This window comes from Amycolatopsis sp. cmx-4-54 (genome assembly GCF_046548895.1).
Classification (GTDB): Bacteria; Actinomycetota; Actinomycetes; order Mycobacteriales; family Pseudonocardiaceae; genus Amycolatopsis.
In genome coordinates this window covers 260,276-279,375 of record NZ_JAEBEJ010000010.1, presented here as the reverse complement: position 1 = coordinate 279,375, position 19,100 = coordinate 260,276, and the positions used below count along the sequence as shown (strand labels likewise).

General features: G+C 69.5%; 22 protein-coding genes. 13 read left to right on the top strand and 9 right to left on the bottom strand.

The window, feature by feature from the left end:
- Position 1 precedes the first annotated feature (1 nt).
- The 3 genes from ACLJQ7_RS30545 to eccD are packed head-to-tail and all read left to right on the top strand — an operon-like array spanning position 2 to position 2,219.
- Complete coding sequence (locus ACLJQ7_RS30545; protein WP_410651612.1) at positions 2-520, top strand: hypothetical protein; 519 nt, start codon at positions 2-4, stop codon at positions 518-520.
- The gene (locus tag ACLJQ7_RS30540) at positions 517-846 is read left to right on the top strand and encodes a YbaB/EbfC family nucleoid-associated protein (protein WP_016336001.1); all 330 of its coding nucleotides are present in this window, start codon (positions 517-519) and stop codon (positions 844-846) included. Before ACLJQ7_RS30545 ends, ACLJQ7_RS30540 begins: the two co-directional genes overlap by 4 nt.
- Complete coding sequence (gene eccD / locus ACLJQ7_RS30535; protein ID WP_410651611.1) at positions 843-2,219, top strand: type VII secretion integral membrane protein EccD; 1,377 nt, start codon at positions 843-845, stop codon at positions 2,217-2,219. The genes ACLJQ7_RS30540 and eccD overlap by 4 nt, the downstream gene beginning before the upstream one ends.
- A 98-nt stretch (positions 2,220-2,317) precedes the next feature.
- Here the strand turns inward: eccD and ACLJQ7_RS30530 are convergent, their stop codons facing one another.
- Positions 2,318-3,391: a type VII secretion protein EccE gene (locus ACLJQ7_RS30530; RefSeq protein WP_410651610.1), complete on the bottom strand. Its 1,074-nt coding sequence runs from the start codon at positions 3,389-3,391 to the stop codon at positions 2,318-2,320.
- A gap of 147 nt (positions 3,392-3,538) precedes the next feature.
- On the opposite strand from ACLJQ7_RS30530, the gene eccB reads away from it, so the two are divergent.
- Genes eccB through ACLJQ7_RS30515 form a run of 3 tightly spaced genes read left to right on the top strand, consistent with a single transcriptional unit; the run spans position 3,539 to position 6,355 of the window.
- Positions 3,539-4,966, top strand: a complete 1,428-nt coding sequence (gene eccB / locus ACLJQ7_RS30525) for a type VII secretion protein EccB (RefSeq protein ID WP_410651609.1) — start codon at positions 3,539-3,541, stop codon at positions 4,964-4,966.
- Positions 4,967-4,973: 7 nt separating this feature from the next.
- Entirely contained in the window at positions 4,974-5,702 is a 729-nt protein-coding gene (locus ACLJQ7_RS30520) for a response regulator (RefSeq protein ID WP_410651608.1), read from the top strand.
- Positions 5,699-6,355 (top strand): response regulator transcription factor, encoded by a 657-nt coding sequence (locus tag ACLJQ7_RS30515; protein WP_034319368.1) that lies wholly within the window; start codon positions 5,699-5,701, stop codon positions 6,353-6,355. Before ACLJQ7_RS30520 ends, ACLJQ7_RS30515 begins: the two co-directional genes overlap by 4 nt.
- A gap of 529 nt (positions 6,356-6,884) precedes the next feature.
- Here the strand turns inward: ACLJQ7_RS30515 and ACLJQ7_RS30510 are convergent.
- Positions 6,885-7,784 (bottom strand): SMP-30/gluconolactonase/LRE family protein, encoded by a 900-nt coding sequence (locus ACLJQ7_RS30510; RefSeq protein WP_410651607.1) that lies wholly within the window; start codon positions 7,782-7,784, stop codon positions 6,885-6,887.
- A 68-nt stretch (positions 7,785-7,852) separates the two neighbouring features.
- Here ACLJQ7_RS30510 and ACLJQ7_RS30505 point away from each other — a divergent pair, with 68 nt between their 5' ends.
- A complete protein-coding gene (locus ACLJQ7_RS30505) occupies positions 7,853-8,341 on the top strand; it encodes an Lrp/AsnC family transcriptional regulator (protein WP_410651606.1) in 489 nt (162 codons plus the stop codon).
- Here ACLJQ7_RS30505 and ACLJQ7_RS30500 read toward each other — a convergent pair.
- Complete coding sequence (locus tag ACLJQ7_RS30500; RefSeq protein WP_410651690.1) at positions 8,289-9,083, bottom strand: carbon-nitrogen hydrolase family protein; 795 nt, start codon at positions 9,081-9,083, stop codon at positions 8,289-8,291. The genes ACLJQ7_RS30505 and ACLJQ7_RS30500 overlap by 53 nt on opposite strands.
- A gap of 84 nt (positions 9,084-9,167) precedes the next feature.
- Here ACLJQ7_RS30500 and hisD point away from each other — a divergent pair, with 84 nt between their 5' ends.
- The 3 genes from hisD to hisB are packed head-to-tail and all read left to right on the top strand — an operon-like array spanning position 9,168 to position 12,186.
- On the top strand, positions 9,168-10,493 hold the full coding sequence (gene hisD, locus ACLJQ7_RS30495; RefSeq protein WP_410651605.1) for a histidinol dehydrogenase: 1,326 nt from the start codon (positions 9,168-9,170) through the stop codon (positions 10,491-10,493).
- Positions 10,490-11,590 (top strand): histidinol-phosphate transaminase, encoded by a 1,101-nt coding sequence (locus ACLJQ7_RS30490; RefSeq protein ID WP_410651604.1) that lies wholly within the window; start codon positions 10,490-10,492, stop codon positions 11,588-11,590. Before hisD ends, ACLJQ7_RS30490 begins: the two co-directional genes overlap by 4 nt.
- Positions 11,587-12,186, top strand: a complete 600-nt coding sequence (hisB, locus tag ACLJQ7_RS30485; protein ID WP_007029930.1) for an imidazoleglycerol-phosphate dehydratase HisB — start codon at positions 11,587-11,589, stop codon at positions 12,184-12,186. Before ACLJQ7_RS30490 ends, hisB begins: the two co-directional genes overlap by 4 nt.
- 59 nt (positions 12,187-12,245) lie before the next feature.
- On the opposite strand, the gene ACLJQ7_RS30480 is transcribed toward hisB, so the two are convergent.
- From ACLJQ7_RS30480 to ACLJQ7_RS30470, 3 genes are read right to left on the bottom strand one after another with little or no spacing between them, the layout of a single operon-like run.
- On the bottom strand, positions 12,246-12,818 hold the full coding sequence (locus ACLJQ7_RS30480; RefSeq protein ID WP_410651603.1) for a dihydrofolate reductase family protein: 573 nt from the start codon (positions 12,816-12,818) through the stop codon (positions 12,246-12,248).
- On the bottom strand, positions 12,815-13,294 hold the full coding sequence (locus tag ACLJQ7_RS30475; RefSeq protein WP_410651602.1) for an SRPBCC family protein: 480 nt from the start codon (positions 13,292-13,294) through the stop codon (positions 12,815-12,817). The genes ACLJQ7_RS30480 and ACLJQ7_RS30475 overlap by 4 nt, the downstream gene beginning before the upstream one ends.
- Positions 13,291-13,629 (bottom strand): ArsR/SmtB family transcription factor, encoded by a 339-nt coding sequence (locus ACLJQ7_RS30470; RefSeq protein WP_410651601.1) that lies wholly within the window; start codon positions 13,627-13,629, stop codon positions 13,291-13,293. The genes ACLJQ7_RS30475 and ACLJQ7_RS30470 overlap by 4 nt, the downstream gene beginning before the upstream one ends.
- An 82-nt stretch (positions 13,630-13,711) precedes the next feature.
- On the opposite strand from ACLJQ7_RS30470, the gene ACLJQ7_RS30465 reads away from it, so the two are divergent.
- Positions 13,712-13,867, top strand: coding sequence for a hypothetical protein (locus ACLJQ7_RS30465; protein ID WP_167373564.1), 156 nt, complete (start codon positions 13,712-13,714; stop codon positions 13,865-13,867).
- 184 nt (positions 13,868-14,051) lie between these two features.
- Here the strand turns inward: ACLJQ7_RS30465 and ACLJQ7_RS30460 are convergent, their stop codons facing one another.
- Complete coding sequence (locus ACLJQ7_RS30460; RefSeq protein WP_410651600.1) at positions 14,052-16,232, bottom strand: MMPL family transporter; 2,181 nt, start codon at positions 16,230-16,232, stop codon at positions 14,052-14,054.
- A gap of 160 nt (positions 16,233-16,392) precedes the next feature.
- Between ACLJQ7_RS30460 and ACLJQ7_RS30455 the strand changes: the two genes are divergently transcribed.
- Together ACLJQ7_RS30455 and ACLJQ7_RS30450 are read left to right on the top strand one after the other, a co-directional pair.
- A complete protein-coding gene (locus ACLJQ7_RS30455) occupies positions 16,393-16,962 on the top strand; it encodes a TetR/AcrR family transcriptional regulator (protein WP_410651599.1) in 570 nt (189 codons plus the stop codon).
- 46 nt (positions 16,963-17,008) lie between these two features.
- Positions 17,009-17,881: a hypothetical protein gene (locus ACLJQ7_RS30450; RefSeq protein ID WP_410651598.1), complete on the top strand. Its 873-nt coding sequence runs from the start codon at positions 17,009-17,011 to the stop codon at positions 17,879-17,881.
- Positions 17,882-18,041: 160 nt separating this feature from the next.
- Here ACLJQ7_RS30450 and ACLJQ7_RS30445 read toward each other — a convergent pair whose 3' ends face one another.
- Together ACLJQ7_RS30445 and soxR are read right to left on the bottom strand one after the other, a co-directional pair.
- Positions 18,042-18,590: an RNA 2'-phosphotransferase gene (locus ACLJQ7_RS30445; RefSeq protein ID WP_410651597.1), complete on the bottom strand. Its 549-nt coding sequence runs from the start codon at positions 18,588-18,590 to the stop codon at positions 18,042-18,044.
- 46 nt (positions 18,591-18,636) lie between these two features.
- Positions 18,637-19,098, bottom strand: a complete 462-nt coding sequence (gene soxR / locus ACLJQ7_RS30440) for a redox-sensitive transcriptional activator SoxR (RefSeq protein WP_016335982.1) — start codon at positions 19,096-19,098, stop codon at positions 18,637-18,639.
- Between the last annotated feature and the right edge of the window lie 2 nt (positions 19,099-19,100).

Sequence of the window (19,100 nt, the reverse complement as noted above, 5' to 3'; positions counted from 1 at the left end):
GATGAGCGAAGCGATGACTCAGGACCGGGTCTCCCTTCCGCTGGGATTCGACATCCCCGAAGGCTGGGTGCCGGTCGAGCCGGCGTCCGTCGGTGCCGAGGGCGCGGTCTTCGTGGCGGTGCACTCCGGGACGTACGCGGAGTTCACCCCGAACATCGCCCTGAGCATCGGGCAACGGCCCGACCCGGCGGAGATCACCGGTATCGCCGACGAGGCCGTCGAACGCCTCGGCCGGTCCACGGCCGCGCTCGAAGTGGTGCGGCGCAAGGTGATCGGCACCCCGGTCGCGCCGGGGGTGACGCAGGTGCTGCGCATCCGCACCGGCGAGGGACAGGATCTCGTACAGACGCAGGTGCTGCTGACCGTGCCGGGGGCGACCCCGGCCGAGCGGCTGATCCTCGAAATCGCCTGTACCGCAACGCCCGAGGCGGCCCGTGGCCTCGGCGACGACTTCCGGCGGTTCGTGGGCAGTGTCCACGTCCGGCGGGATTTCACCGCAGATGAAGGAGAAGACTCGTGACCACGGACCCCTACGCCATGCCGGATATGGACGAATTGCTGGACCAGGTCCGCAAGCAGACCGAAGAGGTGCAGCGCATCCAGCGTTCGGTCGAGGCGATGGAGGTCAAGGCGCACTCGCGGCAGAACGAGGTCACCGTCGTGCTGCGCGGTGACGGCCGGTTCACCTCGATCGACATCGACCCGCGCGCGGTGCGGCAGTACGACGCGCGCAACCTCTCGGAGATCGTGCTGGAGGCGGTCAACAACGGGCTGCAGAAACTGGCCGAGGCCAGCAGCGCCAAGTTCGCCCCGGTCATCGAGTCCGCCAAGTCGATCGAAGCATGACGGCCGCGATCGCGGGCTCCACCCGGCGCGTCACGGTGGTGACACCGAGGGCGCGCGTCGACGTGGCGCTGCCGCAGCAGAGCACGTTCGCCGAACTCGTCCCGCAGCTCGTGCGGCTCGCGGGTGCTTCGGGGCAGGCGTCGGCGGAGCATCCCGGCTGGGTGCTGTCCCGGCTCGGCGGTGCTCCGCTCGCGCTCGGGCTCACGGTCGCCGCCGCGCAGGTGCGCGACGGCGAAGTCCTCCATCTGACCCCGCGGGAACGTCCGCGGGGTCCGCTGCTGTTCGACGACGTCGTCGACTCGATCGCCAGCGTCGCCGAGTCGGGCACCGGCCGATGGGGGCCGTCGGTGGCGCGCAAGGCCGGCATCGTCGCGTCCGTGGTTTTGTTGCTCGCCGGGGGACTTCTGGTGCAGGCCGCGGCGTCCGGCAGTGTGCTGGCGCCGATCGGGACCGGGCTGCTCGCGCTCGTCCTGGTGCTGGGCGGTGGCGCGCTGAGCCGCGCGTACGGCGACGCGGAGGCCGGTGCCGCGGGCGCGCTCGCCGGGGTCGGCGCGGCCTTGCTGGCGGGGATGTCGATCCTGCCGCCGCATCCGCTGTTCTCCCTGTCGGCCGGACCGCTGGCCGCCGGGCTCGCGATCGTGACCGTCTATGGCGTGATCGCGGCCGTTTCGGTGGCGGACCGGCTGCCGTGGTTCGTCGCGGTGACCGTGTCGGCCGGGCTCGGCGCGATCACGACCGCCATCGTCCTGCTGGCCGACGTCCGCCCGGTTTCGGCGGCCGCCGTGGTCGCCGTCGTGGCGACGGCGCTGGCCGCGGTCGCGCCGATGATGGCGCTGCGGCTCGGCAGGCTGCCGCTGCCCCGGGTGCCCGACGACATGGACGCGTTCCGAGCCGACGAGAACCCTTCGCTCGGCGAGGACATGGTCGGCGGGACGACGTACGCGCAGGCGTTGCTGACCGGGCTGCTCGTCGCGCTCGGGCTCGTCGTGGTTTCGGCGTCGGTGGTCCTGTCTTCTTCCGGCGGGGCTTGGGAAGCGGGCTTGTGCGCGCTGCTGGGTCTGGCGCTGATGTTGCGTTCGCGCGCCTTCGCCGGCCGCTCGCAGCGGGTCGTGCTCATCGGTTTCGGCGCGGCGGCCCTGGCGGCGGCCGGATTCTGGCTCGCCGCGGGCGGTCCGCGTTCGTTCGTCTTCGCCGCGGGCTGTGCCGTCGTCGTCGCGGCTGGCGTCTGTCTCACCTACGCGACTCGTGTCGCGAAGGGACGTCGTTCCCCTTACTGGGCAAGGACTCTCGATATCGTCGAGTTCCTGGTGCTGCTCTCGCTGATCCCGTTCGTCGGCATGATCGCCGGCGTCTACGAGGCCGTGCGAGGCTGACCCCCTCTTCCCGCATTCAGAGGACGAACTGCGTTACGTCCGTGAAGGACTCCTTCCCTACCCTCAGAGAAGAAAGGAGTCCTCCACGGCCCGTCCCCTCAGTTCTCCAGCGCCAGCGGCAGGGTCCGCCGGACCGCCGCCGCGTGCCGTCCGTGCAGCGGGGTCACCGCGATCCCGCCCGGCCGCACCGGTTCCGCTCCCGGCCGCCCGCCGACCCGGACGGTCACCTCGGACTTCTCGCGTCCGCCAGGCGACCGGTACAGCGTGTACGACGTCGCGGTGAACGCCGAGCCCGGGACGTGAAGATCCAGTGTCCGCGCGAGTTCCCGCTCCGATCGTGGCCGGTAGCAGATCTGCGACGCGCCGCCCCAATCCCAGGAACGCCAGCCGTCCACCGGCGTGTCCTGGCCGCTGCCGAGCGCGACGCGCAGATTCTCCGCCACCTCACCGGCTTCGAGCACAGTGCTCTCGAACCCCGCTTCGGCCAGCGCGCCCATCAGGCGTAGCGCCGCGCAGGCGGTGCTGCGCAGCGCACCGAGTTCTCCGCCGCCCCTGGCGAGCGCGGCGATCGGCGCGTCCTCGGGCCGGTACCGGACGGTGAGCCAGCGGACCCGCAGCAACGACTGTCCATTAGGGACGGTCCAGGTCAGCAGTTGCGCGCTGGACAAAGGGATCCCGGTGCTCGTGTACGCCTCGCGCAGAATGCCGACGAGGGTGTCCGGCGCGGGTGCCACGGTGCCGGGGGTGAGCCGCACGATGGCGCTCCACCCGTCGCCGACCTCGGCGACCCCGAAACGGTTGCCCGCGCGGTCGACGTGCTGGCGCACCCGGACGGGACCGGCGAGCCTGTGCAGCGGATCGGGGACTTCGTGTTTGTCGCGGCGTTTCAGCCGGTACGCGGCCCAAGTGAGCATCCAGCCCGCGGCGTGGCGGCCGGCGAAGCGAACCGAAGTCGTCAGCACGAGGACGCCGGCGACGGCGACGACGCTGATCCACGCGGACTGCGGGATCCCGTCGATGGTGAGGGCCAGCAGGATCGCGATCCCGGCGACCTCCCAGAGCGCCGCCTGCAACGGACGGATCGGCAGCAGCCAGGGCAGTGGCGCCGCGCCCGCGATCCCGCGTGGGGGCGCCTGTTCCGGGACCGGGCGGGCCGGGGCTTCAACCGACAAGGAATTCCCCTCCTCCGTGCACGCGCACGACGGTAGCCCCGCCCCGCGCGGGGGAGGGGCGTAAAAAATACCCTCACCGCGAACCTGGCCGGAACCTAACGTGAGCACCCTCGAAACGGGTGGGCACGAACGGCGGGGGACGGGAGCGTGTGGACGCAGCGGGACCAGATCCAGGCCTACCAATTCCTCCGCAGGAGACTGGTTTCGGCACTGGTCTCGGCTGACGCCAACCATCCGGTCGCCCCGAGCAGAAGGCTCGTCATCGGAACCCTGTGCGGCCTCGGCGTCGCGTTGCTGGTCACCGCGGTGTTCGGCGTGATCGGCCTGCTGAACCCCTCCGGCGGCAAGGACTGGCTGGCGGGCGGCAAGGTGATCGTCGAAGAGGGCACCGGGGCGCGCTACATCCTCGGCCAGGACGGCGCGTTGCACCCCGTGCTCAACTACGCCTCCGCGCGGTTGATGGCGGGCGGCAACGGCGAGGCCACTGTGACCGTCCCTTCGGACAAGCTCGCGAAGGCGCCGCGCGGTTCGCAGATCGGCATTCCCGGTGCCCCCGATTCGCTGCCCGCGGCGGCCGCGCTCGTGAACACGCCGTGGACGAGCTGTTCGCGGACGACCCAGGACGCGCCCGCGTCGGCCGAACCGGAGACGACGGTGCTCCTCGGCGCGCCCGCGGCCGGGGTCGACCTGCCGAGGGATCAGGCCGTCGTGGTCCGCGTCCCCGACGGCGAGCGCTACCTCGTCACGGCGGGACGCCGCTACAAGCTCACCCCGGAAGCCGCCACGGCGCTGCAGTTCGACACCTATCCGGTGATCGCGGTGTCCTCCCGGTGGATCGGCACCGTCGCCGCCGGACGCGATCTGGCCTACCGTGCGGTCGAAGACGCCGGACGGCCCGGCCCGAAGGTCGGCGGCACGGCGACGAAGGTCGGTTCGGTGCTCGGCGTCGTCGACGCGATGGCGTCGCCCAACGACGCGACGTCGTACTATCTCGTCCGCGCCGAAGGGCTCCAACCGATCGGCCAGACCGAGGCGAGCCTGCTGATCAACACCCCGGAGAACGCGGACGCCTACACCGGCGTCCCGGCACCCGTCGCGGTGCGCGCGGCCGACGTCGCCGCGGTGCCGAAGGTCGCCACGGCGAGGACGGGCGGGGCCGATCCCGCGGAGTATCCGGACCGCATCCCGCGAAAAGCGCCCGTTACCGGACAGTCCGTGACGTTATGCGCCCAGGGTTCTCGAATCGTTATCTCCGCACAGGTCCCGTTGCCGCAAGGTGCGAAGGCGATCCCGGTGACGGCGCGCACGGACGCGCTCGTCGCCGACGCCGTCTTCGTGCCTCCGTCCGGTGGCGCGGTGGTGGCGGAATCCGGTTCCGGCACGGTCTACGTCGTCACCGACACGGGCCTGAAGTACCCGGTGGCGAGCACTGAGGCCCTCGCTTCCCTCGGATACGGCCAAGCCGTACGGCAACCGGTTCCGAATGGATTGCTGGCATTGGTGCCGCGCGGGCCCGCGCTCGATCCGGCGCAGGCAGGTCGTGCGGTGTCCGCGGCGGTGGGTGGGACGGGGTGATCGGAACGTGCAGGTGACCGAAGACAGGCCGGAGACCGACCGGGTCGACGTCGCGGTGATCGAAGACCATCCGCTGTACCGGCACGCCGTTGTCCGGGTCCTCACCGAGGCCGAAGGGATCGAGTTGGGCGCGGTCGTCGACTCGGTCGCCCGGTTCCACGTCCATCCGCAGCCGCCCGGCAGTGTGGTGCTGCTCGACCTCGGCCTGCCGGGGATCGCCGGGGCGGCCGCGGTGCTGCAGGTGGCCGAACTGGGACATCACGTGCTCGTGGTGTCCGCGCAGGCCGAGCCCGAGCAGGTGCTCGGCGCGATCGCCGCCGGTGCCAAGGGATTCCTGTCCAAGGACGTCGACGTCGACGAGCTGCTGACCGCGATCAGGACGGTCGCGCGGGGCCGGGCCTACGTTTCCGCGGTGGTGGCGGGAATGATCATCAAGGACAACGCCGACCGTCCCGCCGCGGCTCCGGACGTCGCGCTCTCCGCGCGGGAGAAGCAGGTCCTGCGGCTCGTCGCGGCGGGCGAACGCGACGTCGACATCGCCCGCATCCTGGGCATCGGAGTTCGGACGGTCCGCGGTTATCTGGACCGGATCCGTGACAAACTCGGGGAGAGAAGGCGGGCCGGTCTGGTCCGCAAGGCCATCCAGCTCGGGCTCGCGTCTCCGCCGGAGGTGCCCGGCCCGTCTCGGCCGGTCGCGCCTCGCGCCGACGCGGGCGGATTCGAAGGACGCCGGTGAACGCAGACGAGCAGCAGCCGAAACGCACCACGCCGATCAACGTCGGGGTGATCGAAGATCATCCGCTGTACCGGGACGCCGTCGCGCGTGTTCTCACCGAAGCGCCCGACATCGCGCTGGGCGCCGTCGCCGACTCCGTCGCGCGGTTCGCCGTCCAGGAGCAGCCGCCCGGCAGCGTCGTCGTCCTCGACCTCAAACTGAGAGGCGTCCAGGACGCCGCCGCCGTACTCGAAGTGGGACAGATGGGGCACAAGGTGCTCGTGGTGTCCGCGCACGCCGAGCAGCCCGAGGTGCTGGGCGCCATGCAGGCCGGGGCGAAAGGCTTTCTCTCCAAGGACGTCGACGGCGACGAACTCCTGCGCGCCATCCGCACCATCGCCGAGGACAACGCGTACGTGTCGCCGACGCTGGCCGGAATGATCATCCAGGACAGCGAAGACCGCCACGCCGGGCCCAAGATCGTCCTGTCCGAACGGGAGAAACAGGTCCTGCGGCTGGTCGCGGCGGGCGAACGGGACGTCGACGTGGCGGAGATCCTGAACATCAGCGTGCGGACCGTGCGGTCCTACCTCGACCGGATCCGGGACAAGACCGGGGAACGGCGGCGGGCCGGATTCGTGCGCGTCGCGATCCGGGAAGGCCTGCTGCGCTAAACCCGCACCCCAGGCTGAAAGACTGCAATGAAGGGGCCTTTCATAGCAAATTTTGCTATGAGAGGCCCCTTCATTGCACGTTCCCCAAGCATGTTGCGGGGCGCCCGACCGGGTAGTCCGTGAAGGACACCTTCACCGCATACGATGCCAGGCCCCGGCAAAGTCGTCTATCCGCTGGTCAAGGTGGTGGCGGAGGGGCTCGTCCGGTGGCCTGACACCTGCGCGACCGTCCACAGGGGATACTCTCGGGGGTCCGTGTTTGTGAAGGGGTCGTGAGTGATAAGGAGCGTTAGAACCACCCTTAACACTCACGACCCCCGTCCGAAACCGTGCAGATAAGCATCAAACGTACATCAATCCGTCCTCTGGCGTCCTTTGTGGACATTATCCCCTTCGGGCCCTCGGACACCTGCCCCGTCGGAGGGTCCAGTTCTGATCATCAAGAGCGGCACCGCCGGCGGTTATGCGTCTTTGCCGGGACCCTGGCATACGACGCGGTAAAGGTCACTTTCGCGTCGCCGTTAGTCCTCTAAACGCGGGGGGCCGCCGAGAAGTTCACCCGCAGCGTGTAGACCGAACTGGACGCGGTGATGAACAGATCGTTCCGCCGCGGCCCGCCGAAGGTCAAATTCGAACAGACCTCCGGCATCCGCAGTTTCCCGATCCGCGTGCCGTCGGGCGCGAAGCAGTGCAGGCCGTCGTGCGCCGCGGCCCAGACCCGGCCCGCGGCGTCCACGCGCACGCCGTCGAAACCGCCCGCGTCGCAGGTCGCGAAGACCTCGCCGCCGGAAAGCCGCCCTTCGTCCACCGAGAAAACCCTGAGGTGGCTGGGTTTCTGCCCCGTGTCCGCGATGTAGAGCAGCGACTCGTCCACCGAGAACGCGAGCCCGTTCGGGCGCGAGAAATCGTCCGCGACGATCCGCACCGAACCGTCCACCGGATCGACCCGGTACACGTGGCAGGCGCCGATCTCACTCTCGGCTTGATGACCTTCGTAGTCACTGTCGATCCCGTAACTGGGGTCGGTGAACCAGATCGCGCCGTCCGAGGATTCGACGACGTCGTTGGGGCTGTTGAACCTCTTGCCCTGATAGGACTCCGCGAGAACGGTGGTCGTGCCGTCGTGTTCGGTGCGCGTCACCCGGCGGCCGCCCTGCTCGCAGCTGACGAGCCTGCCCTGGCGGTCGACGGTGTGCCCGTTGTGGAATCCAGCGGGCTCGCGGAACACGCCGACCGCGCCGGTGGTCTCGTCCCAGCGCAGGACACGGTCGTTCGGGATGTCGCTGAACACCAGGTACCGGCCGGCGGGGAAGTAGGCGGGCCCCTCGGTCCACCGGCAGCCGGTGTGGATCCGCTGCATCCACTCGTCCCCGTTGACGCGGGCGAACCGTTCGTCGAGGACTTCGAAGTGCGCCTTGACCATGTCCATGGAAACCCCAGTGCTCTGAATGAGATATTGCGATCATCATGAACCGCCGAACTTGATATGGTCAACCTATGGATGACGTAGATCGCATGCTGCTCACCGCGTTGCAGCAGGACGCGACTCAGGCGTATGCCGCGCTCGGCAAGGCGGTCGGCCTGTCCGCGGGCGCCGCGCACGAACGGGTCCGCAAACTGCGCGAACAGGGCGTCATCCGGCGCACGACCGTCGACGTCGACCCGGCGGCGGTCGGCCGGGGAGTGATGGCGTTCGTGCTGGTCGAGGCGGGCTCGTGGATGGGCGACGCGCCGACCAAGGCCGCGCTGGAGGCGTTGCCGGAGGTCGTCGAGGCGCACATCATCGCGGGCCCGGCCTCGCTGCTGGTGAAGGTGCGCACGCCGACCACCGAGGAACTGCAGGCGTCACTGCGCAGGCTGTACGCGATCGAGGGCGTCACCGGGACGCAGACGATCGTGGTGCTCGAATCCTTCTTCGAGCGCTCCGTGAACGCTAGAGGCGACGGTTCGCCAGAACGCCCGTCGCCGCCCGCGCCTTCCCGCTGACCGCGGGATCCACGTCGACGACCACCAATTCCGGCCCGGGGCCCAGCTGGGTGTGGACGCGGCCGAAACCGTCGGACACCGTGGAGTAGCCGATTCCGGTGGGCGCCTTCGGGTTCACCGGGGTCGAGGTCGTGGCCGGATCGGCCTGCCCGCAGCCCAGCACCCAGCAGCCGGAGTCGAGCGCGCGGGCGCGCACCAGCACCTCCCACTGCTCGCGTTTGCCCTCGCCCGCGCCCCAGGACGTCGGCACGAGGACGATGTCGGCGCCGTCGTCGGCCAGCTTCCGGAACAGTTCGGGGAAGCGGATGTCGTAGCAGGTCGCGACGCCGAACGTGGTCCCATCGACCTCGAAGGTGGCGGACGCGGCGCCGGGTGCGACCGTGTCGGACTCGGCGAACCCGAAGGCGTCGTACAGATGGATCTTGGCGTAGCCGAAGTGATGCCCCGCACCGGTGACGAGCAGGGTGTTGCTCACGCGCCCGTCGGTCGACGGCGTGAACATGCCCGCGACGACCACGACGCCGTGCTCGTCCGCGAGCGCGGCCACAGTGGACGCCCACGGTCCGTCCAAGGGTTGCGCGACGGGCCCGAGCGGGATGCCGAAGCGCGCCATCGCCGCTTCGGGGAACACGACGATCCGGGCGCCTTCGCCCGCCGCGGCCGTCACGCCCTCGCGAATCAGCTTCAGGTTCGTCTCGGGATCCTCGGCGGCCGTGAGCTGGCACAACCCGATTCGCGGCACGGAGGCCTCCCTCATCGTGGGATCGCTGGTCACCACCCCAGTGTGCCTGCTCGGGGCGATCCGGCCACCTCGTACCCTTGACCCATGCTGAACCGTACCGACCTGCGTGGACAGGTCCCGTCCGTTGCCGAGCTCAGGCGCACGCTCCCGCGTGCCGAGTACGACGTGGACGCGGCGCTGCATCACGTACGGCCGGTGGTCGAGGCGGTCCGCGATCGCGGCGTCGAGGCGGTTCTCGAGTACACCGAAAAGTTCGACAAGGTCCGTCCCGGTGGCGTCCGCGTGGCCGCCGCGGAGCTCACCAGCGCGCTCGAGAACCTGGATCCGGCCGTCCGTGAGGCGCTGGAGGAGTCCATCGTCCGCGCCCGCAAGGTCCACGGCGACCAGCGCCGCCAGGACGTCACGACCGAGGTCGTCGACGGTGGCACCGTCACCGAGCGCTGGATCCCGGTGGAGCGCGTCGGGCTGTACGCGCCGGGCGGGCTCGCGGTGTACCCCTCGACCGTGGTGATGAACGTCGTCCCGGCGCAGATCGCCGGCGTCGGCACGCTCGTGCTGTGCTCGCCGCCGCAGGCCGCGTTCGGCGGGCTCCCGCACCCGACGATCCTGGCCGCCGCCGAACTGCTCGGCGTCGACGAGGTCTGGGCCGCCGGCGGCGCGCAGGCCGTCGCGCTGCTCGCGTACGGCGGCACCGACACCGACGGCGCGACGCTGGAGCCGGTCGACGTCGTCACCGGGCCCGGCAACATCTATCTCACCGCCGCCAAGCGGCTGCTGCGCGGCATCATCGGCATCGACTCCGAGGCGGGCCCGACCGAGATCGCCATCCTCGCCGACGAGACCGCCGACCCGGTGCACGTGGCCGCCGACCTGATCAGCCAGGCCGAGCACGACCCGCTCGCCGCGAGCGTGCTGGTCACCACGTCCGAAGAGCTCGCGGACGCCGTCGACAAGGAGCTGACCGGCCGCGTCGCCGCGACCAAGCACTCCGAGCGCGTGACGGAGGCGTTGGGCGGCAAGCAGTCCGGCATCATCCTCGTGTCTACTGTGGACGACGGGATCCGCGTCGTGGACGCCTACGCCGCGGAACACCTGGAGATCCAGACCGCGGACGCGCCGACGGTGGCGGCCCGCGTTCGCAACGCCGGCGCGATCTTCGTCGGGGCGTACGCGCCGGTCTCGCTCGGTGACTACTGCGCCGGGTCGAACCACGTCCTGCCCACCGGCGGGTTCGCGCGGCACTCGTCCGGGCTTTCGGTGCAGAGCTTCCTCAAGGGCGTGCACGTCGTGGACTACAGCCAGGACGCGCTGCGCGAGATCGCCGGCCGCGTCGTCGCGCTGGCGAACGCCGAAGACCTGCCCGCGCACGGCGAGGCCATCACGGCGAGGTTCGAGGGGGAGCGCGCATGAGCATCGGCGAGGAGATCACGCTCGGCTCGCTCCCGCTGCGGGAGGACCTGCGGGGCAAGACCCGGTACGGCGCACCACAGCTTGATGTGCCGATCCGGCTCAACACCAACGAAAACCCGTACCCGCCGCCGGACGCGCTGGTCGCCGACGTCGCCGAGGCCGTCCGCGCCGAGGCCGCTTCGCTGCACCGCTACCCGGATCGCGACGCCGTCGCGCTGCGCCAAGACCTCGCGGACTATCTCGCGGTGTCCACCGGCGTGCTCGTGTCGGAGTCGAACGTGTGGGCCGCCAACGGGTCCAACGAGATCCTGCAGCAGATTTTGCAGGCCTTCGGTGGTCCTGGCCGCTCGGCGCTGGGTTTCGAGCCGTCGTACTCGATGCACCCGATCATCTCGGCGGGCACCCGCACCGACTGGCTGCCGGTGCCGCGTCGCGACGATTTCACGCTCGACACCGAGAAGGCGGCCGCGCTGGTGCGCGAACGCCGTCCGGACATCGTCTTCGTGACCAGCCCGAACAACCCGACCGGCGGGTCGATCCCGTTCGACGAGCTGCACGGGCTGCTCGAAGCGGCGCCGGGCATCGTGGTGGTCGACGAGGCGTACGCGGAGTTCTCGTCGCAGCCGAGCGCCGTCGAGCTGATCGAGGAGCACCCGGCGAAGCTGATCGTGTCGCGCACGATGAGCAAGGCGTTCGCCTTCGCGGGTGGACGGCTCGGGTATCTCGCGGCCGCGCCCGCGATCGTCGACGCGCTGCAGCTGGTGCGGCTGCCGTACCACCTCTCGAAGCTCACGCAGGCCGCCGCGCGAGCCGCGCTGCGGCACGCGGACGCCACCCTCGCCTCGGTCGCCAAACTCGCGGCCGAACGCGATCGCGTGGTGGAAGCGTTGCTGGGCTTGGGATTCACGCCGGTCCCGAGCGACGCGAACTTCGTCCTCTTCGGACGGTTCGCGGACGCGCCCGCGACCTGGCAGTCCTATTTGGACAACGGTGTGCTGATCAGGGACGTCGGCATCGAAGGGCATCTGCGAGTGACCATCGGGACGCCGGAAGAGAACGACGCCTTTCTCGAGGCCAGCAAGGAGGTGCCGCGATGAGTCGCGTCGGCAAGGTGGATCGCACCACCAAGGAATCGTCCATTTCGGTCCAGCTCGACCTGGACGGTACCGGGCAGGTGGAGATCGACACCGGTGTCCCGTTCTACGACCACATGCTCACCGCGTTCGGCGTGCACGGCTCGCTCGATCTCAAGGTGCAGGCGACCGGTGACGTGCACATCGACGCGCACCATACCGTCGAGGACACCGCGATCGTGCTCGGCCAGGCGCTGCGGCAGGCGCTCGGCGACAAGAGCGGCATCCGCCGCTTCGGCGACGCGTGGATCCCGATGGACGAGACCCTCGCGCACGCCGCGATCGACGTCTCCGGGCGGCCGTACTGCGTGCACCTTGGCGAGCCGGAGCAGTTCAACAGCTTCACCATCGGCGGAAACTACCCGTTCGTGCTGACGCGGCACGTGTTCGACTCGCTGTCGTTCCACGCGCAGATCGCGCTGCACGTGCGGGTGCTGCACGGCCGCGACCCGCACCACATCGCGGAGGCCGAGTACAAGGCCGTCGCGCGTGCGCTGCGCGCCGCCACCGAGCCGGACCCGCGGGCGGGCGGCATCCCGTCGACGAAGGGCGTCCTCTAACCCCCGCATTTAGTCCTCTGGATGCGTTCCTTGCGTGTGCAACTACCGCATCCAGAGGACTAAACGCGTCCGGTGGGTTCGTATGTATTGAGGAGCACGCCGGACGGGGTGTTCGTGGTGCCGACCAACTCCAAGGAGCATGCCGGGGTTCCTTCGGCGAAGAAACGCTTGCCCGTGCCCAAAAGGAGCGGATAGACGGCCAGCAAGACCTCGTCCGCGAGCCCGTTTTCGAGCAGTGCCGAGGTCAGCGTGGAACTGCCCGAGAGGATGAGGTCCGGACCGTCCTGTTCTTTGATACGGCGAACACCTTCGACGAGGTCCGGGCCGACGCCCTCGAACGGGCCCCATTTCAGGCTTTCCGGGCGATGGGTGACGACGAATTTCGTCGCCGCCTTGAGCCGGTCCGCGAGCGGATCGCTCGGCGCGTCGGGCCAGTATTCCGACCAGAGGTCGTAGGTGCGACGGCCGAGCAGCAGGTCGAAGCTCTCGGGATGCGCGGCCAGGATGGCTTCCCGCCCTTCGGGCGTCCGGTAGGGCATGTTCCAGCCGCTGTATGGGAAGTCGTTCTCGTCGGCGGAATGCTGGAGCACGCCGTCGATCGAGATGTGTTCGATGATCTTGAGTTTTCTCATTTCGTCTCCAGCAGTGCGTCGAGCTGGGGCATCGCGGCGCGGAAGCCCTCTTCCATTCCCGGGATCGTCTTCTCCATGGCTTCGACACTGGAAAACCGCGTGACGTGGATCATCCGTGATCCCGTGGGTGTCGTCTCGAAGGTGAAGGTCATCGAGGTGGGCATGGCCTCGTCTTCGGTGTTGTCGTCACCGTCCTCCGCCTCGAAGGAGTCGATGGGGCTCACCTCGGTGAACTTCCAGGAATTGGGCCACTTCTCCCCGTGGGGCCCGGTCAGGAAATATTCGGCGCGGCCGCCTGCCCGGAAATCGTGATGGGTGAACGTGGCCGGTGCGAACGGTGGTCCCCAGAAGCGTTCGAGTTGCCGTGGATCGGCCCAGGCCTCCCAAAGGCGTTTCCGCGAAACGGCAAAGTCCGCCACGACGGTGAGGCTGAGCTTTTCGGGCTCCTTGGTGACAGAGGTGATCGGCAACGTCATTCCCCTTCCCGCAGTACATCGTCGAGCTGCGCCACACGTTGGCGCCAAAGGACTTCGTAGGAGTCGAGAAGCTCGGTGGCGCGCTGGAGCCGCTCGTGGTCGGTCGAGACCAGTTGTTCGCGCCCGTTGGCACGCTTCTGGACGAGACCCGCGCGCTGCAGCACGGCGACGTGTTTCTGCACGGCGGCGAAGCTCATCTCGTAGTGCGCGGCCAGATCGGACACCGACGGCGCTTCGGTGATCGCCCGCGCCAGGATGTCGCGGCGGGTGCCGTCGGCCAAGGCGCGGAAGAGCCGGTTGAGCGACTCCTCGCTCTCCTCTCGAAGTACAACCATGTGGTTGTACGTTAGCCGTGACCGATCGCGAGGGCAAGGCCCGGCCCGGTCGCGGTGGCGGACGTGTGGCAGGGTGGCGGTCGTGAGTAACACGACCATCGCTGTGCTGCTGTTCGCGCTCGGCGGCTTCCTGATCGGCGGCGTCTACGCGACCTGGAAGAGCGTCAAGTTCATGGCCGTCGTGCTGGGGATCGGCGCGGTGCTGGCGATCGGCGGCGCCATCGCCTGGCTGGCCTGAGCGCCGCAGCTTCTCTGACCGGAGTACATGAAGGCCCCCTTCACTGCGTCTAGCGCAATGAAGGGGCCTTCACGTACTTGTGCGGGTGCCACGTGGGCCGCCGTCTTCGCCGACGTTGCGAAAGCCACTTTCGCAACGTTGAAGGTTGCGAAAGTGGCTTTCGCAACACGTCGCGGCGCTCAGCTCACTTCGAGGCGTTGGCCAGCTCCCGCTCGTCAGGCGCGTCCAGCTGCTTCGCGAGCTTCTCGCCTTCGACGTCCACATCGGGCAGTACGCGATCCAGCCACTTCGGCAGCCACCAGGCACCGCGGCCGAGCAGCGACATCAGCGCCGGCACGATGGTCATCCGGATCACGAACGCGTCGACGAGCACCCCGAAGGCCAGCGCGAACCCGATCGACTGGATCAGCGACGATTCCGCGAGGACGAACCCGGCGAACACGCTGATCATGATCAGCGCGGCGGCGACCACGACGCGGGAGCCGTGCCGGAAACCGGTGACCATCGCCTGCTGCGGGTCGGCGCCGTGGACGTATTCCTCGCGCATCCGCGTCACCAGGAACACCTGGTAGTCCATCGCGAGCCCGAACAGCACACCGATCAGCAGGATCGGCAGCATGCTCATGATCGGCCCGGTCGTCTTCACCCCGAGCAGGTCGGTGAGCCAGCCCCACTGGAACACCGCCACCACGGCGCCGAACGTCGCGACCACGGAACCGAGGAAGCCCAGCGTCGCCTTCAGCGGAACGACGATCGACCGGAACACCAGCATCAGCAGCAGGAACGCGAGCCCGACGATCAGCGCGAGATAGGGCAGCATCGCGTCGGCGAGTTTCTCCGAGACGTCGATGTTGGCCGCGGTCTGGCCGGTCACCGCCAGCGACGCGCCGGTGGCCGTGCCGAGACCCGCGTTCAGGCCGCGGATGTCGCTGACCAGGTCTTCGGTCGCGGTGCTGCTCGGACCACTCTTCGGAATGACGGTCAGCAGCGCCAGGTCACCGGCCCGGTTGGTCTTCGGCGGCGTGACGATCGGGCGTTCGGGGAGCCCGCCGATACCCGCGGCCGTCTGCTGGAGCGCGGCCTGCCGGTCGGTGCTGCCGCTCAGGTCGACGACGATCACCAGCGGGCCGTTGGCGCCCTCGCCGAAGCTGCGGGTGACGGTGTCGTAGGCCTTGCGCTGGGTGGTGTCCGGCGCGGCGGTGCTGTCGTTCGGCAGGCCGAGCTGCATGCTCGCGGCCGGGATGGCGACGATCGCGAGACCGGCGATCGCGGCGATCAGCACCGGGATCCGGCGGCGGGCCACGAAACGGGCCCAGCGCTCGCCGTGGGTCGTCGCGCTTTCCTTGCGGCGCAAGCGGATCTTGCCGCCCGCCAGTTTGCCGCCCGCGAAGCCGAACACGGCGGGCAGCAGGGTGAGCGCGATGACGACCGCGATGGCGACGGTGATCGCCGCGGCGATGCCCATCTCACCGAGGAACGGGATGCCGACGACGGTCAGGCCCGCCAGCGCGATGATCACGGTCAGCCCGGCGAACACCACCGCGGAGCCGGCCGTGCCGGTGGCGCGTCCGGCGGCTTCCTCCGGATCTCGTCCGAGCATGAGTTCGTGCCGGTAGCGGGAAACGATGAAGAGCGCGTAGTCGATGCCGACGGCGAGGCCGATCATCAGCGCGAGCACCGGCGTGTTCGTGTTCAGTTCGAGGAAACCGGACGCCGTCGTGATCCCCGCCATGCCGATGCCGACGCCGATGAGCGCGGTCAGCAGCGGGATCCCGGCCGCGAGCAGCGAGCCGAACGTGATGATCAGAACGACGGCGGCGACCGCGACCCCGAGACCTTCGGTGGCGTTCGTGGCCGGCATCGCCTGGACGGCGTCACCGCCGAATTCCACGGTGTACCCGGCGGCCTTGGCGGAATCCGCGGCCGCCATCAGGCCGTCGCGGTCGGCGTCGGTGAGTTCGAAGCCCGGGACGCGGTAGCTGACCTGCGCCAGCGCCACGTGCTTGTCGGGCGAGATCGCCTGCGCCTGCAGCGGGTCGACCACGCCGGCGACCTTCGGCGCGTCCTTGAGCCCGGTGACGAGGCGGGCGATCGCCGCCTGTCCTCCGGCGTCGGTGATGTCACCGGGCGTCGAGATGACGACGCGCGCCGTCGCGCCACCGGCGGCGGCTTCCGGGAACCGGTCGGCGAGCTGGTCGATCGCCTTCTGCGACTCGGTGCCGGGGATGGTCACCGAGTTCGAAAGCTGGCCGGACAGGGTCAGCGCACCCGCGCCGAGGGCCACCAGGATGGCGGCCCACACCGCCGTCACCAGTGCCCGGCGCCGGAACGAGAACCGGCCCAGGCGGTACAGGAAGCTGGCCACGAAAGTCTCCCGTTCACTCGTTCAGGTTCATTTCAAGCTAGCCGATCGGCTAGGGGTCGACAAGCCGATCGGCAAGTGTGTGACTAGCCGCACGGCTAGTACTCGTTTGGCCAGGCGGCCACGCTTGACGTAATCTCCGACGGCTGAACGAGGAGGGAACATGGACGTCGTCCACGCGGAGGACACCCGCACGCGACTACTGGGCACGGCGTTGCGGCTGTTCACCGAACACGGCGTGGAAGGCACCTCGCTGCAGATGATCGCGGACGCCCTCGGCGTCACCAAGGCCGCCGTGTACTACCACTTCAAGACGAAGGCGGAGATCACCGAATCCGTCGCCGACCCCGTGCTGCGGGAGCTCGAAGGCATCGTCGACGACGCCCGCGCCCAGCGCACCCGGGGCGCGCAGATCGACCACCTGCTCGACGGTTTCGTCGATCTCGTGGTGCGGCACCGCGCGCTGGTCGCGCTGTTCTCCAGCGACCCCGGCATCGCCCGCGCGATCGAGAAGTCCGTGCACAGCTCGGACCGGTTCAAGAACCGGCTGCTGGAGATCCTCGTCGGCCCGGACCCGGATCTCACCGCGATCGTCACCGCCCAGGTGCTCCTGGCGGGAATCGCCATCGCCGGCGGGTCGCCGGAGGTCGCCTCGCTCGACGACGAGACGCTGCGCGAAACGCTCCTCAGCGTCGGCCGCAAGCTCTACAACCGCCCGCGCCGCCGTTCGTGACCGATGTGTTCAAGACAGGCGCCGCGATCCGCGCGACCCTGTCGGCATGAACATCGATCTGAAGGCGGCGGCCACGTTCATGGCCACCCAGGCACGGCTGCTCGACAGGCGGCGCTTCGAAGTCCTCTTCCGCGACGGTGACCCGGCCGCGGCGCTCGCCGCGCTCGAGGCGTACCGCAATCCCGACGGTGGTTACGGCCACGGGCTCGAACCCGACTGCCGCTCGGCGACCAGCCAGCCCGCCGGCGCCTTGCACGCGTTCGAGGTCTTCGCCGATGTCGGCTCGTCGACAAGTCCCCGTGCGGCCGAACTCTGCGACTGGCTCGCTTCGATCTCCCTGCCCGACGGCGGAATCCCGTTCGCGTTGCCGATGCCGGATCCGTCCGGCAGCGCACCGTTCTGGGCGAGCGCGGATCCGGCGGTCTCCTCGCTGCAGATCACCGCGATCGTCGCGGTGACCGCGCATCGCGTCGCCGCGCACGATCCGGCGGTCGCCGCGCATCCCTGGTTGGCGAAGGCCACGAGCTACTGCCTCGGCGAGATCGACAAGCTCGACGAAGCCCCGCACGCGCTCGTGCTCGCCTTCGCGATGAAGCTGGTGGACGCGCTCGGCGACACGCGCCTGGTCGAGAAGCTCGGCCGGTTCGTCCCGGACGACGGTGTGGTCGCCGTCGGCGGCGGGATCGAGGGCGAGGCGATGCGCCCGCTCGACTTCGCGCCGGAACCCGGTGGCCCGGCACGGAAGCTCTTCCGGCCGGAGGTCGTCGAAGCGGATCTGCGGCGGGTGGCAGGCGGGCAGCACGACGACGGCGGCTGGCGTGTCGACTACACGAGCTATTCGCCCGCCGCCGCGCTGGAGTGGAACGGGTTGTTCACCGTGGGCACGCTCGGGCTCCTGCGGGCCAACGGCCTGGTCTAGCGCGTGTTTCACAAGTCTGGTTCGCGGTCTTCGCGCCCAGGCGGCCCCTGACGGCACGGGCGGATGCGGCCGAGTACGACCCGGTACGAGGCCGATCCGCCCGCACCGTCAGGAACCACCTGGATCACGAAGCCCATCGAACAGACTTGTGAAACACGCGCTAGGGGAGCCTGCGCAGGAATCGCGGCGGAACGGCGGCCGTGAGCCAGACACCGTTCGCGCTCACCTGGAATTCGTGCCCGGCGGCGGACATCTCCCGGGCGTCCACGGCGAGCAGCACCGGGACGCCGCGCCGTGCCCCGACGGCCCGCGCGGTGTCCACGGTCGCCGAGAGATGCACGGCATGCCGTTTCATCGGCCGGAGCCCCTCGTGCAGGATCGCGTCGAGGAACCGGGAGACCGTGCCGTGGTAGAGCACGTCCGGCGGGATCGCGGCGGGCAGTGCGAGGTCGACGTCGACACTGTGGCCCTGGCTGGCGCGGATCCGCAGGCCGGCCTCGTCGAAGGCGAAGCGCCGTTTGTCGTTGCCCTCGACCACTTCGTCGAGTTCGGTGCGGGTGAGCGGCAAACCGTTGCGCCGCAAGGCCGCCAAGAGCGTGTCGACGTCGACCCAGCCGTCCGGGGTGAGGGTGATGCCGAGGTCACCGGGTGCGTGCCGCAGGTGCCGGGAGAGCCGTTTCGAGACTCGGATGAGATTCTTCTTGTCCATTTCGAGTCACAGTGACGCACATCCGGCCCCCGCGTGGCAACGGAATTCAGATGCCGCCCTCGGAAGCCGGGCGCAGTTTCCCCGCGCCGGGGCCGAATCGGGACATCTGGTCGTCGGCGTTGTAGAGCCCGCAGCTGCGCAGGGAGAGGCAACCGCAGCCGACGCATCCGGTCAGCCTGTCGCGCAGGCGCTGCAACGCGTCGATCCGCGCGTCGAGCTCGTCCTGCCAGCCCCGCGACAGGCGGGCCCAGTCGGCCTTGGTGGGGGCGTGGTCCTTGGGCAGGGTCTCCAGTGCCGAGCTGATGTCGTCCAGGCTGAGCCCGACCCGCTGCGCCGCGCGGATGAAGGCGATCCGGCGCAGCACCGAACGAGAGTACCGGCGCTGGTTGCCCGCCGAGCGCTCGGAGCTGATCAGTCCCTTGTCCTCGTAGAAACGCAAAGCCGTATGGGGCACGCCGCTGCGGTCGGCGACCTGCCCGATGCTCAGGTGTTCAGCCAGTCTCGTCACGT

Excerpts from the sequence above, each read along its gene's own strand:
- ACLJQ7_RS30545 (WP_410651612.1), top strand. The coding sequence starts at position 2 with ATGAGCGAAGCGATGACTCAGGACCGGGTCTCCCTTCCGCTGGGATTC.
- eccD (WP_410651611.1), top strand. The coding sequence starts at position 843 with ATGACGGCCGCGATCGCGGGCTCCACCCGGCGCGTCACGGTGGTGACA.
- ACLJQ7_RS30510 (WP_410651607.1), bottom strand. The coding sequence starts at position 7,784 with ATGGACATGGTCAAGGCGCACTTCGAAGTCCTCGACGAACGGTTCGCC.
- ACLJQ7_RS30505 (WP_410651606.1), top strand. The coding sequence starts at position 7,853 with ATGGATGACGTAGATCGCATGCTGCTCACCGCGTTGCAGCAGGACGCG.
- hisD (WP_410651605.1), top strand. The coding sequence starts at position 9,168 with ATGCTGAACCGTACCGACCTGCGTGGACAGGTCCCGTCCGTTGCCGAG.
- ACLJQ7_RS30490 (WP_410651604.1), top strand. The coding sequence starts at position 10,490 with ATGAGCATCGGCGAGGAGATCACGCTCGGCTCGCTCCCGCTGCGGGAG.
- hisB (WP_007029930.1), top strand. The coding sequence starts at position 11,587 with ATGAGTCGCGTCGGCAAGGTGGATCGCACCACCAAGGAATCGTCCATT.
- ACLJQ7_RS30480 (WP_410651603.1), bottom strand. The coding sequence starts at position 12,818 with ATGAGAAAACTCAAGATCATCGAACACATCTCGATCGACGGCGTGCTC.
- ACLJQ7_RS30475 (WP_410651602.1), bottom strand. The coding sequence starts at position 13,294 with ATGACGTTGCCGATCACCTCTGTCACCAAGGAGCCCGAAAAGCTCAGC.
- ACLJQ7_RS30470 (WP_410651601.1), bottom strand. The coding sequence starts at position 13,629 with ATGGTTGTACTTCGAGAGGAGAGCGAGGAGTCGCTCAACCGGCTCTTC.
- ACLJQ7_RS30455 (WP_410651599.1), top strand. The coding sequence starts at position 16,393 with ATGGACGTCGTCCACGCGGAGGACACCCGCACGCGACTACTGGGCACG.
- ACLJQ7_RS30450 (WP_410651598.1), top strand. The coding sequence starts at position 17,009 with ATGAACATCGATCTGAAGGCGGCGGCCACGTTCATGGCCACCCAGGCA.
- ACLJQ7_RS30445 (WP_410651597.1), bottom strand. The coding sequence starts at position 18,590 with ATGGACAAGAAGAATCTCATCCGAGTCTCGAAACGGCTCTCCCGGCAC.